This is a genomic window from Rhizobium sp. 007, from assembly GCF_015353075.1.
Classification (GTDB): domain Bacteria; phylum Pseudomonadota; class Alphaproteobacteria; order Rhizobiales; family Rhizobiaceae; genus Rhizobium.
On record NZ_CP064190.1, the window covers coordinates 89,808 to 102,769 of the forward strand.

13 protein-coding genes and 1 pseudogene are annotated in these 12,962 nt (G+C 58.9%); 9 read left to right on the top strand and 5 right to left on the bottom strand.

Going from position 1 to position 12,962, the window contains the following annotated elements:
* Nucleotides 1-64: 64 nt before the first annotated feature.
* From ISN39_RS33760 to ISN39_RS33765, 3 genes and pseudogenes are all read right to left on the bottom strand, one after another.
* The gene (locus ISN39_RS33760; protein WP_194732306.1) at nucleotides 65-571 is read right to left on the bottom strand and encodes a hypothetical protein; all 507 of its coding nucleotides are present in this window, start codon (nucleotides 569-571) and stop codon (nucleotides 65-67) included.
* A 274-nt stretch (nucleotides 572-845) separates the two neighbouring features.
* Nucleotides 846-1,040, bottom strand: a pseudogene (locus ISN39_RS37350) (hypothetical protein); the annotation flags it as partial.
* A 286-nt stretch (nucleotides 1,041-1,326) separates the two neighbouring features.
* Nucleotides 1,327-1,752 (bottom strand): helix-turn-helix transcriptional regulator, encoded by a 426-nt coding sequence (locus tag ISN39_RS33765; RefSeq protein WP_246763605.1) that lies wholly within the window; start codon nucleotides 1,750-1,752, stop codon nucleotides 1,327-1,329.
* On the opposite strand from ISN39_RS33765, the gene ISN39_RS37355 reads away from it, so the two are divergent.
* From ISN39_RS37355 to ISN39_RS33775, 3 genes are all read left to right on the top strand, one after another.
* A complete protein-coding gene (locus ISN39_RS37355) occupies nucleotides 1,675-1,920 on the top strand; it encodes a hypothetical protein (protein ID WP_246763606.1) in 246 nt (81 codons plus the stop codon). The two genes, ISN39_RS33765 and ISN39_RS37355, sit on opposite strands and share 78 nt — an antisense overlap.
* Before the next feature lie 729 nt (nucleotides 1,921-2,649).
* The gene (locus tag ISN39_RS33770; RefSeq protein WP_194732308.1) at nucleotides 2,650-3,105 is read left to right on the top strand and encodes a protein psiB; all 456 of its coding nucleotides are present in this window, start codon (nucleotides 2,650-2,652) and stop codon (nucleotides 3,103-3,105) included.
* Nucleotides 3,105-4,103, top strand: a complete 999-nt coding sequence (locus ISN39_RS33775; protein ID WP_246763594.1) for a hypothetical protein — start codon at nucleotides 3,105-3,107, stop codon at nucleotides 4,101-4,103. The genes ISN39_RS33770 and ISN39_RS33775 overlap by 1 nt, the downstream gene beginning before the upstream one ends.
* Before the next feature lie 213 nt (nucleotides 4,104-4,316).
* On the opposite strand, the gene ISN39_RS33780 is transcribed toward ISN39_RS33775, so the two are convergent.
* On the bottom strand, nucleotides 4,317-5,180 hold the full coding sequence (locus tag ISN39_RS33780; RefSeq protein WP_246763595.1) for an IS110 family transposase: 864 nt from the start codon (nucleotides 5,178-5,180) through the stop codon (nucleotides 4,317-4,319).
* A 276-nt stretch (nucleotides 5,181-5,456) separates the two neighbouring features.
* Nucleotides 5,457-6,425, bottom strand: coding sequence for a LysR substrate-binding domain-containing protein (locus tag ISN39_RS33785; RefSeq protein ID WP_194732310.1), 969 nt, complete (start codon nucleotides 6,423-6,425; stop codon nucleotides 5,457-5,459).
* Between the two features lie 158 nt (nucleotides 6,426-6,583).
* Here ISN39_RS33785 and phnA point away from each other — a divergent pair, with 158 nt between their 5' ends.
* The 6 genes from phnA to ISN39_RS33815 all read left to right on the top strand — a co-directional run bounded on the left by phnA (nucleotide 6,584) and on the right by ISN39_RS33815 (nucleotide 12,957).
* Nucleotides 6,584-7,858: a phosphonoacetate hydrolase gene (gene phnA, locus ISN39_RS33790; RefSeq protein WP_194732311.1), complete on the top strand. Its 1,275-nt coding sequence runs from the start codon at nucleotides 6,584-6,586 to the stop codon at nucleotides 7,856-7,858.
* Complete coding sequence (locus ISN39_RS33795; protein ID WP_194732312.1) at nucleotides 7,855-9,129, top strand: alkaline phosphatase family protein; 1,275 nt, start codon at nucleotides 7,855-7,857, stop codon at nucleotides 9,127-9,129. The genes phnA and ISN39_RS33795 overlap by 4 nt, the downstream gene beginning before the upstream one ends.
* Nucleotide 9,130: 1 nt before the next feature.
* Nucleotides 9,131-10,018, top strand: coding sequence for a phosphate/phosphite/phosphonate ABC transporter substrate-binding protein (gene phnD, locus ISN39_RS33800; protein ID WP_194732313.1), 888 nt, complete (start codon nucleotides 9,131-9,133; stop codon nucleotides 10,016-10,018).
* Nucleotides 10,019-10,086: 68 nt separating this feature from the next.
* On the top strand, nucleotides 10,087-10,944 hold the full coding sequence (phnE, locus tag ISN39_RS33805; protein WP_194732314.1) for a phosphonate ABC transporter, permease protein PhnE: 858 nt from the start codon (nucleotides 10,087-10,089) through the stop codon (nucleotides 10,942-10,944).
* Between the two features lie 8 nt (nucleotides 10,945-10,952).
* On the top strand, nucleotides 10,953-11,699 hold the full coding sequence (gene phnC, locus ISN39_RS33810) for a phosphonate ABC transporter ATP-binding protein (protein ID WP_194732315.1): 747 nt from the start codon (nucleotides 10,953-10,955) through the stop codon (nucleotides 11,697-11,699).
* A 1-nt stretch (nucleotide 11,700) separates the two neighbouring features.
* Nucleotides 11,701-12,957 (top strand): amidase, encoded by a 1,257-nt coding sequence (locus ISN39_RS33815; protein WP_210388722.1) that lies wholly within the window; start codon nucleotides 11,701-11,703, stop codon nucleotides 12,955-12,957.
* The last annotated feature ends 5 nt before the right edge of the window (nucleotides 12,958-12,962 follow it).

Genomic DNA, 12,962 nt, shown 5'->3' on the forward strand with positions numbered 1-12,962 from the left:
TTCGCGCGCGATCGCGTCCAGTGCGTCCCGCTTAAAACCCCTGCGTTTGCACGGGGTTTTTCTCTCACTCGAATGGGATCGTCTGGATAAAAGCCGCGAGCCGCTGCGCCTCCTTCATTGTCAGATCGGCAGGCAGCGAAAGCGTGACCGATTGGTCAGGCCGGAGCTGGAAGGGGTGCTGAATAAAGCCTTCGGCCTGCTCACTCACTTCACCAGGGACGTCGGCGTCGTCCTCTGCATCCAGATCATCCGGATTGATCGCCTCAACGCTAACTGCCTCACCCTTGGCAACCTCACCGAGAGAGATCAGGCTATGGCTCCATTCCATGCGCGTCTTATATCCCTTTCTCCCGTTCTTAAACTCGCCGCAGCCAATTCCTTCCAGCTCTTTGAAGATCCGAATGACCTCGGAGTAGGAAAGCTTCACCAAGAAGGCTATACGATCGGCATACGATTCCGAAACGGCCTTTTTGCGCGCAGCAAATGAATCTAACATGGCCCTTGCGTTGTTATCGCGCTTATAAATGTCTCTAAGACCAGAAACCATTGTGTCTTCAATCGTTTTGTTCATTCAAATCTCCTTTTTACAACCAACACCTTAGTTTGGAGAGATTATAGCCTTATTCTCTTTTAGTCAAGCCTTACGCGCTTTAAAAAATTTATAAGACATACTATGAAGCTGTTAGGCTATTTTCCTCATAGGAAAATAGTGGCGACACAGAGCGTACAGGTAAAATAGGGGGGGCGTTCGCGGGACGCGGCGGAATCCTCCGCTAAGGCTCTGGCTGTAGGACTACCGAGATAAATGCGTCACAACTCGGCAGCACTACTGAGCTGCCCAGCGCTTTTTTCAGGTCAGGAAATGGGTCCCGCCCCATCGCTTTTGCGATCTTCCGCCAGGCCAGTCCGCCCATGCCAGGTATCCGCAGAATCTCGACTGTAGACAGGTGTTGCATGTCTCCAACCACCTCATATCCGAGCTGGTTTAGCTCAGCGAGGAGCCATGGCTTGAGTTTCAAATCCGCAAGTTTCGTGTCCATGTCGAGATAAGATCAGCCCTTGGAGCGCCCCGCAATTGTAGAATTATACAAACCTGGATTCGGAACTCTGCGCGGAGTCGCCAAGGCAAGGGGCTGATCTATTCATTCCGTTCCTTCGCCAAGGGCCTTCAAGACCCCAAGAGCCCGTTTCCGAACCGTGGCATCCTCAATGCGAGTGAACGTCCGAATGAGTTCAATCCCTTCACCGCTGGTGGCGAACTTCATGATTTCCGCGTGGAGGCGAACTTTTGGATCAGCGCTGATCTCGCCGGCGTCATCGGGCATCTCATCGAAAAAGTACGAAACCGGGACTTGCAGGGCAATTGCGATCAGTTGAAGGCGGCTCGCTCCCACCCGATTGATGCCCTTCTCGTATTTCTGCACCTGCTGAAACGTATGGCGCGGCTGGCGCCGCGCCATCGTTATCGCCGTCGTTGCTGGTGCTATTGATGTTCGTTTGGGACTCTACGCGACTAAGCAGGCTGAGAACGGCACGCAACGTTTCCTCGTCGAAGGTCCGAAGCTTTTCGATCGAGGCCAACAGAAGGGCCGCTGCAGTATCGGTCTTGCCCCACAGATGGGGAGCGGCCGGCGACAGCATTTCTTCCGGACTCGCGCCGAGGACCTCACAGAGATGGACGAGTCTGCTAACGGTGAGCCGGGAAACGTTATTTTCATAGCGCTCATAAACCCGCTCGCTAAGACCAAGCATGGTCGCCAGTTTCTTCCGAGCCAATCGCCGCCTGTCGCGGGCTTGCCGGAGGCCGATGCTGATTTGCCCTTCAAGTTCGGCGCTGAGAACAACCTGACCGGCGAATGGCTTGCGATAGATCGATTTGCCAATCAGGGGATCGTCTATTTGCTGCAAACCGAGATCTAAAATCCATTGCTCGAGAGACGGCCCTGCCATTCGTCCTGCCGATTATTACTAGTGGTATGGACCTTTCTAACCCAAACGGTTGTATTTGGGGAGCCCCTAAAACGCCGTAAATGGAATCAATTTGGCGCATCGTTGACGCGAGCCCGCTCTATGCCTACGGCACGAAGCCCGCTAAAAAGCGGTCTTCGCCCGTACGGGTAACGATCGGCTGCGCAAGAGCCGCTGCGCCGCCAGATCCTTGACTGCACCAATTTGCCTCTAAATCCCGTTTACAGGCCGCTTCAAAATCAGCATATTACCTGCCGGAAAATAGCAATCACGAGTTGGTGATGACAAGTCGCTAGCCCTTCTTGTCATGCACCGCGGGGGCCGTCCTGATCTATGAGAGGGCGGCCCTTTCCACATCTGAAATGGCGGCCTGACGGCCGGCTCTGCCTTCCTGAAGGAGGGAAAGAGGGCGCCGCCCTCTCTCCCTCACAAGGTAAAAAACGGTCTCCCCGTCCTTCCTCCCCTCGCCTTCGGCTCGCTCCGTGCAGGATCGACGCGGATCCGCATGCGCGGATTTTGCGTCGCCCCTTCGGCTCAGGCCTCGGGCGGGCGAACCCCCTCCGTTTTGTTCCCTTGCCTCCCTCTCTCCCGCTGCTCCGCGCGAACTCGGGGAGCAGGAGCGGGGCTCCTGCCCCTCGGGCAGACGCTAGACCGCTTCGCGGAAAGGAAAGGGCTAGAACAATGATGCGCGTCAACACTGCTTACCTGCTGGACCCGGAGACCACGATTTTTAGGCCGGTGGAGCTTCCGGTCGATACGGGTATCCGGCCGATTTATGACTTGATCGGTTGCCGACTGCTTGAAGTCGTACGGTTTGACGAGCGGCACACACTTTTCGTCGACGAGGACGGATTGCGGGACGGGCTAACCGCCTTCACCATCTTTGAGGGTTTCCCGCAGCCGATCGGCGGCAAGATCGTGCTCGTGGGGGGCGATGGCAGCACCCCGTACACCTCCCCCCTCATCAGCCTTGAAGACGCGGCCAAGCATTTCAAATGCTGCCGCCCGGTTCTGGACCCGGTGTTTGCCAAGGCCGATGAGATTTCGGCCGGTGGCATCATCATCGCCGGAGCGCTCGCAGGCTTGCAATGCCGCATCGAGCGCCGCGCCCCTGTCATTGTCGAAGGAGAGGCGTGATGAAAATCGCAGCACTCGAAAACAACATCCTCGCCATCGTCGCAGGAACCTTCGCCGCAACCATTGCGGCGGAGGACATCGAGGCGCAGTTTCACGCCCTCACTCACTTTCCTGACCGGCGCACGAACGCCGAGCTTTCAGAGCTTGCGGAGCGGTTGAACCAGTTCGCCGCTTACGTTGCCGAGCTTTGGGACAAAGCCTGCGCTCCGGTTCCGGAACCGGAAATTGAAACCTTCACCCGCCGTCACGTCGAATTGACACGGCGCTATTGGGCGGCGGAAGGCCGTTGCATGAACTGGTTTATCACCGGTCCCGCTCGCTTCCCCGTCGCCCGCAATGAAAAGCGCATGAAGATTGCCGACGCGCGCCGCGCCGACCTGAAGGCGCACGAGGCGATGGCCCGCAAGGCAGTGAAGCGGAAGGCGTTCCCGCATGGTGCGGATGATGAGCCGATCCGTTCCGGCGATCCGGTGGCCCTACAGAGGATCATGACACGTATCGAGGAGACGGCGCTTGCCATCGACCGGATGAAAGCCGCAAACGCGATCATCCGGCGGATGGAAAAGGACCTCGCCAGCGACGAGGACATGATTGCCGCCGTCGTCGCGAACGCCAGTCTTTCCCCGGAAGCCGCAGCCAGCGGCATCAAACTAGCACCATGGCAGTCCCGGCGCGGTTTCACCACGACCAACAGCCGTGCCGAGCTTCGCCGCCTGCAGCAGCGCCTTGCTGTCCTCGCAAGGATGAAGGAGCGTGGCACCCAAAGCCAGGAGGTCGAGACGAACGCTGGAGCCGTCGAGATCAAGGAAAACGCCGATATCGCGCGTATCCAGTTGATCTTTCCCGGCAAGCCGGACGACCCGACGCGGCGCGTGTTGAAGGCGAACGGCTTCCGCTGGTCGCCCTCGCAAGGCGCTTGGCAACGGCACTTGAACGAGTCCGGACGCTACGCCGCCCAGCGTGTGTTGAAGACGATCAGCGGCGCCAACGCCGCCTGATCGGGGTCGGTTGCGGCTGGGGGCGGAATGACACACTCTCATGAGCGATTTAGGTTTTCCGGGCGCGTTTAGGCTACCCCACTGACGCGAGGTTGGTCAATTTCATGTAGCCTGTGCACGGTGCTGGAGATGCCAGTCCGAACCGATGGTTATCATACTCTCATCCGCGGATTTTTAACCGCCTGACCATATTCGATGCGGGCTTGCCTCTCTCTAAGAACGGCTATCTATCCCAACGTGTGTCGAGGGTTCCCTGATCTTTGGCCGCCATCTCCAGCATGCTGCACAGGCAGAAATAAAGCAGGCCGCGATCAGGCCGGCAGTGATCTGACGAGGTATATCACCAATCTCGGCTGCCAGGGTCGCGGCGATTGTGGTATTCACACCGCGTAGCGCGCGCAATGCGTCAACCAGAGGCGCAAACCGCCAAGTCTTTATCGCGTCTTCAATCGTTTGATCCAATGTTGCAATGCGATCCTCGATCTGGTGGAAAGCGCGCTTCAATTCCTCGAAGGCCAATTGCTGATGCGGGTAGCGGAACTTCCGCAGCTCGTTGATCCAGCGCCAATGGATTTTCGTCCAATAGCTCGGCCGAGTATATCGAAGGCCGTGGCGAAGCAGGAAGCTCAGAAGTTGCTGCTTTGCGATCTTCAGTGCTTCCGTTGCCTGCTTGCGGGTTCGGATCAGGTCCCGCATGGCTTCCTGCTCTTCGTCAGGTGTCCAAATGGGCGTCAATTCACCGGAGCGCCATAGCCGCGCCAGCATCTCCGCATCGCGACGGTCGGTCTTGATCCGATCTCCAACACGGCGTGGGATCATGGCCGGGGAGACGACCGCACAATCAAATCCAAGCATTGTAAGCAACCGGTGCAGGCCGTATCCGCATGGCCCCGCCTCATAGCAGAAAACCGGGTTGGCGCCGGCGGAGACAAGTCGCTTGGTGAGCCGCAAAACTGAATCGGCTGTATTCTCTATGACGCCGTGGAACCGGACCTCGCCGTTCCGCCCATCGTCTGCGCTCGCAACCGCTATCGTGTCAGCGTGAACATCAAGACCTACATAAACAATACGTTCCATGAACTTTTTCCTTTCGACCATAGTGGTTCGTAAGGAAAACCGAGCGGCGGCTACGCCGCAAATCGCTCATCTGGTCTAAGCGGTCATGCAACGTGTACGCGACGAAGTATTTTTCCGCACACTCGTCGTTGGACATGCTTTCACGGACAGCAGAAGTCGGCCCAAACCGCGCGACGATCAGGATGAGCCGGCGAATCTCGTCTTGATCGTCGCGGTCTGTATCATATTTAACGCCCTCGGCACACATAAAGCGAACGCATAGCTGCCTGCTTGCAGCTATGCCGCGCGTGTTCGATCGGCCTCTAATTGCGCAGTTTCCTCAACCTGAAGCAAATCTGGTCGAGCGTTCGAGGCCGTTCCATCCAAGGCCATGGTCTGCAGCCAGTGCCTGAACTGCTGAGCTTGCTCACTATGCGAACACCTCGGTTCGCTACCGATCCAGTAGGTCGATCCGCTTGCCCGTACATGAGGCAACACCGGCGTGAGCGAGCCATCCGCGACAAGGTCCGCCACGACAACGTTCGACACCACCAAGACACCACGACCGGCCAGGACCGCTTCGAGAGCGATGTAGAAATGTGAGAAGCGCGCCGCATTTCGCTCGTCCGACGGTGCGCCCGCGACTCCATTGCGGCGCGCTTCCTTCAACCAGCTAGATAGTTCTCCCGGACGCGTCTCGGCCTTCATGAAGGGAACACCGTCAAGGTCATCGAGGTGGCACCAGGCCGATCCCGTCTTTGCAACAAGTATGAGTTCCTCGCTAAGCAGCGGCTCCGGAGAAAGCGCTTCGGGCAAGATTTCGCCGCGGCGGATAACAACATCAAAAGGCAGTACCTGCCAATTCTCTGGCGTATGAGTCTGGCGGACCGAGACATCGATGTCCGGGAACGCTGCTTCGAACATCGGCAGCTTGGGCAGCAGCCACCGCATGGCAAAGGATGCTGGCGCGATGATATTGAGCGGCTTGCGGATGAGACGCGGCGCCATTTCCTGCGCAACGGCCGCGATCGTGTCGAAGGCTTCCCCCGTCACCTGAGCCAATCGCCTGGCGGCGGGCGACGGGGCCATGCGGCGACGGTTCTCTTCGAACAGCGGCTGGCCAAACCACTCCTCGAGGATTGCGACCTGCTTGCTGATTGCGCTTTGCGTTACACACAGCTCATCGGCTGCTGCGGTCACGCTTCCGGTCCGCACAACAGTCTCAAGCGCGATCAGCGCGCGGGGCGGCGGAAGTGATCGACGCATGTAGTTTCCTTTTTCTCATAGTAGAGAGTAGTTAAATTCATTTTACTCGCCGATCAAGCCCCAATAATATTTCAGCAACTAAAGTAACAGTGATGGCAATATTCTAAAATATACTATTGTACATCATTATTGTGACAGCCAGATAAAACGAGGTTCAGATGCACGATTCGTTGGCAAAAGCGACGCGGCCGGACGATGCTGTCCTGGTCAATGGCCGATCCTACGCCTGGCCCACACGGCCGGCAGTCGTGATTTGCTTTGATGGTTGCGATCCCGCCTACATCGCCGCGGCGAAGGCCAAGGGATGCATCCCGACGATCGAGCGTATGATGAGCCAAGGCTTCTTTACCGAAGCCCTTTCGGCCATGCCGAGCTTCACCAATCCAAACAACGTCTCCATCGTGTGCGGTGCGCCGCCCGCCGTGCATGGTGTTTCCGGCAACTTTTATCTCGACCGTCAGACGGGCGAGACGGTGATGATGACCGACGCCGAGCCGATGCGGGCTGGCACCATCTTTGCCGGCTTCTCTCAGGCAGGCGCGAACGTCATCGCTATCACGGCAAAGGACAAACTGCGCAAGGCGCTGGCCTCCGGCATGACCGGGATCGCGTTCTCCGCGGAGAAGGCCGATGTCTGCACCCAGGAGGAGCATGGTATCGACAAGGTGACGGAGCTCGTCGGACGGCCTGCCCCACACTCCTATTCCGCCGACTTGTCGCTGTTTGTCCTTGACGCAGGAATAAAGCTTCTGGAGACCCGCAAGCCGGACATTCTCTATCTCTCGCTGTCGGATTACGTTCAGCACAAGCATGCTCCGGACGCGCCGGACGCGCTCGATTTCATGGCTGAAGTCGACCGGCGGGTTGAGCGCCTGCTCCATCTCGGCGCTGTCGTCGGCATTGTCGCCGACCATGGCATGAACGACATGAGCAGGGCCGATGGCAGCCCCAACGTGCTCTACCTCGGCGACTGGCTCGATCAGGCCTTCGGCGCGGGCGCGACGCGGGTGATCTGCCCCATCACCGATCCCTTCGTTCGCCATCATGGCGCCCTGGGGGGCTTTGTCCGCGTCCATATCCTGGACGATGGCATTGATCACGCAAAGCTCCTGGCCGCCATTCGTGCTTTGCCGGAAGTCGAGATCGCCTTGCCGCGCGCCGAAGCCTGCGCCCGCTTCGAACTGCCTGAAGACCGTGAGGGCGACATCGCCGTGATCGCCCATAAAGGTGTAGCACTCGGCGCACGCGCAGCTGATCACGATCTTAAACAGCTTGCCGGGGAGCGCCTGCGGTCGCATGGCGGCCTTGCGGAACAAAAGGTTCCGTTCCTGATCTCGCATGCGCTTAACGAAGACTATGCCCGCGGTGCGAACGAAATGCAGCTGCGCAATTTCGACATCTTCGACTTCGTGCTGAACGGTTTGCGCACATGAGCAGCCGGGCCATCACCGTCATACTGGATGGTCTTCGACGAGACCTCGTCCGACCGGAGACCATGCCAAACCTCCTTGCTCTGACGGAGCGGGGTACGAGCTTTGAAGGCCATCGGAGCACCGCGCCGTCCGTCACACGCGTTTGTGCGTCGACGTTTGCGACCGGATGCTTTCCATCCCGCCATACGCTGGAGGCCAACACCTACGCGCTCGAGCAAGCCGGACGATTTGTCGTGGCCGACACGGGACTGCCGGACTTTCTGGCCCTGAAAAAGCGTTTGACGGGGCAGGGTCTCGCAGTGCCGACCATGGCAGAGCGGTTGCGCGGCTGCGGTGGGGTGGCGGTCTTCTCCAACGTCTCGCCCGGCGCGGCTTATGTTCATGACCCTGAGGGGTTTGGACATGTTTATCACCGAGCGGGGTCCTTCGGTCCCGGTCGCAGGATACTGCCTGAGGCCGAAAGCCTCAGTGTCAGCCCCGACCTAAACGGTGACGCGGCGATGGCTGAACGGTTTATCGCCCATCTCGAAGCGGATCCGACCGCTCTGTCCATTATGTGGTGCGGGCATCCAGACACCACGCAGCACGAGGAGCCCCTAGGCTCGCCAGTACATCTTGCAGCGCTACGCCACGTCGATCAGCGCGTTCGCCGCGTTGCCGATGTTGTCGATCGGCTGCGGGGCAAAGGCGAAGACATCCTTTTTATCGTCGGCGCTGACCACGGTCATCAGACGGTCCATGCCATCATCGACGTGGACGCGGAGCTTCGAGCGCTTGGACAGGGCGATCTTCTTGACAGCGGCGATCTTGCGGTGGCCCCGAACGGAACGGCGGTACTGCTCTATGCTCGCGAAGCGGTACACGACCGCGTTGTCGCGCTTGCCGACCGACTAAGGCCGCTTCCATGGGTCGGGCAGATGTTCACCGGATCCAAACTGGCGGAGATTGGCCAGGCGACTGCACGGGGCCTGGCGATGTTCATCTCGCTTGCGGAGACGGACGAACCGAATGCGTTCGACATTCCGGGTCAAAGCTATGCCGCAAAACCGCTCGCCGGCAAGCCTGACCGGCTCGGTTGTGGCCAGCATGGCGGCCTCGGCCGCTACGAGCAGTCTCCATTTCTCGTGATCGACGGCGCGGGGTTCCCTGCAGGGACGTGCCGCTCGGATGCCACTTCAATCATGGACCTCGCGCCGACCATTGCTTTCCACCTCAACCAGCCAACGGACCACTTTGACGGACGACCGTTGCAATCGAAAGGGACCAACTGACATGCTGAAGGATTTTCGAGTGAGCCGCCGCGAGGCGATGCGCCTCACGGCGCTGGGTGTTGCCGCGACAGCTCTGCCGCTGTCGGCGCTGGCTCAGTCCAAGGGGCAAGATACCTTGCGCGTTGCCGTGGCGCCCTACCTGCCGACCCAGTCGGACACGGAAAAGGCCTATCGACCGCTCAACCAGTTTTTGGCCGACAGCGTCGGAATGAAGCTCGACATGAAGGTCGCAAGCGACTGGGCCGGTGTGTCGACTGCGATCTCTTCGGGACAAGCGGACGTCGCGTTGATGGGCCCTTGGGGCTACGCGCTATGCCACGCGAATTCCGGCGCCGAAATCTTCGCGACCGAAACCAGCGACGGCGCCCCCACCTATAAGGCAATCATCGTCGGCCGCAAGGGATTGGACTTCTCCAGCTTCCCGAAAGATGCCAAGGGGCTCAGCATTGCCTTTGGCGACAGCGGAGGATTTTCCGCCTGGATGTATCCGCAATACTGGTTCAACAAGCAGGGCATCGATCCACGCAGCTACTTCAAATACACAGAAGGCGTCGCGCCAGCCGCTATCATGACCAGTGTCGCCTCGGGTCAGATCGATCTCGGATGCATTTGGGATTCCTTGCGTTGGCAGATGATCCACAACGGCACAATCACAGAGGATTCTCATCAGGTCGTTTATGCTTCCGAACCGCTTCCGAACGGCGGCTATGTTCATCGTGCCGATTTGGACAAGGGCATCGTTAGCAAACTACAGGACGCGCTCGCATCAATCGACGCCAAGAAGGCGCGCCAGCTTAACATCCCGGAACCCAATACCGGCTTCGTCCGCGACTCCCACGCCAGTTACACGGTGGTTGACGAGATGGGCAAAACCCTCGGGCTACTCTGATCCGGCATCGGCGGCGGCCCAGGCTTTGCCGAGCCGCCGCTTTTCTGAAAGGTACGAAGATGAGCCAAATGACCGAGGCTGACGCGGTTTTCTCAGCGGCAGATGTTTCAAGCGCCAATAATCCACTGCGCGTAGGTGACCGCTACGTCGAGCCGCGGCGGCGGCGTTTAACCCGGCGCAACCTTCCCACAGTGATCTTACTGGGTGTTGCGATCACCTGGCTTATCGTGTCCTTCTGGCTTTCGGAGATCGATCTGGGCAGGCTGATAGAAGGGCTACCGAGGTTAATCAACTGGCTCGGAAAGGCGTGGCCGCCGAACGTGAAAGAGTTTGACTGGGTGATCTACCGCGCCTTTCAGACACTGGCCATCGCCACAGCCGCAACCTTCATCGCCTCGATCCTGGCTCTGCCGCTTGGCGTGATGGCGGCCCGCAACCTGTCGGGTGCGGCTTTCGCCGTCCCCTTGCGCATGATGCTCAATGCACTGCGCGGCATCGACACCATCATCTTCGCGCTGCTGTTCGTTGTTGCGGTCGGCCTTGGTCCGTTCGCGGGCGTCCTCGGCATGATCCTGCATTCGATCGGCGTGATCGGCAAGCTCTATAGCGAAGCGATCGAGACGCTCGATCCAGGCCCGATCGACGCCGCCCGCATTACCGGTGCGAACGGAGCGAAGCTAACCTCTTTTGCCGTGCTGCCGGCCGCGCTGCCGAGCTTCACCTCGACCGCGCTCTATATGTGGGAAGGCAACGTTCGCACTTCGACCGTTCTTGGCCTTGTCGGGGCCGGCGGGATCGGCATGGAAATCAAAAATTCCATCGATCTCCTTAATTTTCCGAGGCTCCTGACCCTAACGGTCGTTATGCTGGTCCTCGTCGCAGCGATTGACTGGTTGAGTTCGACGCTTCGTCGCAAGTTGGTGTGAGTTCTCAGATGATGTCTCTTCTCGAAATCCGAAACCTGTGCAAGAAGTTCGATCAGACGAATGCACTCGACAGGGTCGACTTCACGCTGAACCCCGGCGAGTTGACAGTGCTGCTTGGCCCAAGCGGCAGCGGCAAGTCCACACTTTTCAAAAGCATCATGGGCCTGGTGACACCGGACTCCGGCGACATTCTGTTCGAGGGCACCAGCCTGCCGAAGCTCAGTGGCGCTGCGAGGCAGCAAAGGCTGCGCGATCTGGGCCTTATCTTCCAAGGCGGCAATCTTGTGAATCGGTTATGTGCGATCGACAATGTGCTTGGCGGCCGATTGGCACATGTGCCGACATGGCGCGTGGTTACGCGGCGCTATCCTGATGCCGATCGACAGAAGGCATTAGCGACGCTCGATGCCGTCGGCCTTCTCGATCGAGCCTATCAACGCGCTGACAGCCTATCCGGTGGACAGCAACAGCGTGTGGCGATCGCCCGCGTCATGGCGCAGGAATGCCGATTGGTTCTGGCAGATGAGCCAGTGGCAAGCCTTGATCCTGAGACCGCCGGAACCGTCCTTGCGACGCTGAAGCAGGCTACACGCGCGCAAGGCATTGGCGTACTGTGCAGTCTGCATCAGCTGAACTACGCCACCGACTACGCGGACCGCATCATTGCCATGCGCCATGGCCGGCTGGTACTGGACGTGTCGCGGGATGAGTTTGGTCGACACGATCTTTCGATGCTTTATTGCAAGGCGGCCTGAGATGACGATGCTTTCGGCGCGTCAGTTGGCGAAAGATATTGAATCACGAATTCTCTCGCCGGACGTATCGGTGCGTTGCTCTATTGCCGCCATCAACCAGCAGGAAGAGATGGTGCATGCCTTTCGGTTTCGGCGTTCGGAAGATAGCCTGATGGAGGCAGCGAAAGCGCCGGGGCCGCTGGCGGGAATACCTTTTGCCGCCAAGGACGTATTCGACACAATTGATTGCCCGACTGCTTATGGCACGGCCATCTATGACGGGCATCAGCCCGCTCGAGATGCGGCGGTGGTCGCGCTAGCCAGGATGCGGGGCGCCGTTTTGATGGGTAAGTCGGTCGCAACGGAGTTCTCGCTCTTTGGGCCCGGACCGACCCGCAATCCCTGGAATCCTGCTCATACTCCAGGGGGGTCGTCATCAGGTTCGGCCGCCGCTGTCGCAGCGGGAATGGTGGCATTCTCGTTTGGGACACAAACGGCAGGATCAACGATCCGCCCGGCTGCCTTCTGCGGGATTGCTGGGTTCAAGCCGAGCTTCGGTCTCATCCCTGTGACGGGGGTAAAGCCGCTAGCACACTCACTGGATACTGTTGGCGTTTTTGCGGCGAAGATCCCGGATGTGGTCTTCGTGTTGAGTGCGCTTTCAGGTCATGAAAGCGCTACCGACGATTCGAGCTCCTCTTTCCGCATTGGCGTTTGCACAGGGTGGAAAGGCGCAAGCGCCGGAAATGACGCGCTCGAATCGCTCGAGTGGGCCATCTGCCTTGCCGAGCAGGCTGGAGCTCATATCGTTCGGTTGAAGCTTCCGGCGACGCTTGAAATCGCGCATGACGCTCACCGTGTCATCATGGCCTTTGAAGCAGTTCGTGCGCTCTCTCTCGAGCACAAGGAGCATCGACCGCGCCTCAGCCACCGGATTCGATCTTTCCTCGACCGAGGAGAGATGGTGTCGATCGAGTGTTATCAACGCGCGCAGAAGCAAGCGTCGGATGCAAGGCGCGCCGTCGCAGATATCTTCCGCGACGTGGACGCGATTCTGACCCCGAGCGCGCCAGGTCCAGCACCTCTTGGGCTGGAGCATACCGGATCCTCCGAGTTCAATCAGCTTTGGAGCCTGCTTCATCTTCCCGTAGCCAACGTGCCAGGATACCCTTCATCAAATGGGCTTCCGCTCGGCTTGCAGGTGATCGGACCGATCCTCATGGATCAACGCACGCTTTCAATCGCAGCGTTCTTGGAGTCCGCTCTTGATCGCAAGTAGCATGC

Bases quoted from the DNA above. Each gene is read 5' to 3' on its own strand.
- ISN39_RS33760 (WP_194732306.1), bottom strand. From the start codon at position 571: ATGAACAAAACGATTGAAGACACAATGGTTTCTGGTCTTAGAGACATT.
- ISN39_RS37355 (WP_246763606.1), top strand. From the start codon at position 1,675: ATGGACGAGTCTGCTAACGGTGAGCCGGGAAACGTTATTTTCATAGCG.
- ISN39_RS33765 (WP_246763605.1), bottom strand. From the start codon at position 1,752: ATGCTTGGTCTTAGCGAGCGGGTTTATGAGCGCTATGAAAATAACGTT.
- ISN39_RS33770 (WP_194732308.1), top strand. From the start codon at position 2,650: ATGATGCGCGTCAACACTGCTTACCTGCTGGACCCGGAGACCACGATT.
- ISN39_RS33775 (WP_246763594.1), top strand. From the start codon at position 3,105: ATGAAAATCGCAGCACTCGAAAACAACATCCTCGCCATCGTCGCAGGA.
- ISN39_RS33780 (WP_246763595.1), bottom strand. From the start codon at position 5,180: ATGGAACGTATTGTTTATGTAGGTCTTGATGTTCACGCTGACACGATA.
- ISN39_RS33785 (WP_194732310.1), bottom strand. From the start codon at position 6,425: ATGCGTCGATCACTTCCGCCGCCCCGCGCGCTGATCGCGCTTGAGACT.
- phnA (WP_194732311.1), top strand. From the start codon at position 6,584: ATGCACGATTCGTTGGCAAAAGCGACGCGGCCGGACGATGCTGTCCTG.
- ISN39_RS33795 (WP_194732312.1), top strand. From the start codon at position 7,855: ATGAGCAGCCGGGCCATCACCGTCATACTGGATGGTCTTCGACGAGAC.
- phnD (WP_194732313.1), top strand. From the start codon at position 9,131: ATGCTGAAGGATTTTCGAGTGAGCCGCCGCGAGGCGATGCGCCTCACG.
- phnE (WP_194732314.1), top strand. From the start codon at position 10,087: ATGACCGAGGCTGACGCGGTTTTCTCAGCGGCAGATGTTTCAAGCGCC.
- phnC (WP_194732315.1), top strand. From the start codon at position 10,953: ATGATGTCTCTTCTCGAAATCCGAAACCTGTGCAAGAAGTTCGATCAG.
- ISN39_RS33815 (WP_210388722.1), top strand. From the start codon at position 11,701: ATGACGATGCTTTCGGCGCGTCAGTTGGCGAAAGATATTGAATCACGA.